The organism is Rhizobacter sp. P2_H2, from assembly GCF_056403375.1.
The window spans coordinates 1-1,028 of record NZ_JBFUFP010001482.1; the positions used below are offsets into that span (position 1 = coordinate 1).

Consider the following 1,028-nt stretch of genomic DNA (forward strand, 5'->3'; position numbering starts at 1 on the left):
GTTGAACTGCGCGCTCACCACCTGCACGCTGAAATGCCGCCCCTCGCGCGCACCGGCATGGCCGGCATGCAGGTGGCTGTCGTCGGTGATCGCGAGGCTTTCCGGCTGCAGCGCTTCGCGCAGCGCGGCCTCGATCTCGTGCGAACTGACGGACATGCTCAACCCCTCTCCTGGGTCGGTTCCTTCGTCGGCTCCGGGGCCGGATCGGCCGGCGGCACAGCCTTGTCGTCATCGGGCAGGTGACGGCTCAGGTAGACGCCCTGGCCCAGCACGRACGCCAGCATCAACCCGGTCGCGCCGAACACCTTGAAGGTGGCCCAGGTCGATTGCGTGTAGCTGTAGGCCACGTAGAGATTCAACAGGCCCATCAGCCCGAAGAAGGCGACCCATGCGAAATTGAGCCGCTGCCAGATGGCGGCCGGCAGCACCAGCTGCTCGCCCATCAGCTTCTGCGGGATGTTCTTGCCGAGCACGCTCTGGCTGAACCAGAACGCGAAGCCCATCACCCAGTACAGCACGCTGGGCTTCCACATGATGAAGGTGGCGTTGTGGAACCAGATGGTCGCGCCGCCCAGCACCACCACCAGGGCCAGCGTGACCCACAGCATCGTGTGCACCTTGCGGCGCATCAGCTTCAGCGTGAGCACCTGCAGCAAGGTGGCGGCGATCACCACCAGCGTGGCCAGCAGCACCGCGGCCTCGCTGGGGCCGACGCTGCCGCCCGAGACCAGGAAACCGAAATGCTCGCTCGCGAAGGCCGCCGCGGCGTCCTTGTTGGCATCGGCGAACTTGAAGGTGCCGAAGAACAGCAGCAGCGGCAGGAAATCGAGCAGCAGGGTCATCAGGGAGCGTCGACGGGGACGAAGTGGCGGCCGGAGTTACGGCTTGGGGGCGAAGTCTATCGCCGCGGAATTGATGCAGAAGCGCTCGCCGGTCGGCTCCGGGCCGTCCTCGAAGACGTGGCCCAGGTGGGAGCCGCAGTTGTTGCAGCGCACCTCGACGCGCACCATGCCGTGGCTGCGGTCGAC

General features: G+C 66.5%; 3 protein-coding genes. All 3 read right to left on the bottom strand.

Translation table 11 applies throughout. From position 1 onward, the window contains the following. Positions 1-156 (bottom strand): BolA family protein (locus tag AC1D15_RS34090; protein WP_477829558.1); only part of this gene is annotated, 156 nt, incomplete at its 3' end. 2 nt (positions 157-158) lie between these two features. Continuing rightward, a complete protein-coding gene (locus AC1D15_RS34095; RefSeq protein WP_477829557.1) occupies positions 159-842 on the bottom strand; it encodes a septation protein A in 684 nt (227 codons plus the stop codon). A 36-nt stretch (positions 843-878) separates the two neighbouring features. Then, the coding region (locus tag AC1D15_RS34100; protein WP_477829559.1) for a peptide-methionine (R)-S-oxide reductase at positions 879-1,028 on the bottom strand (150 nt) is incomplete at its 5' end.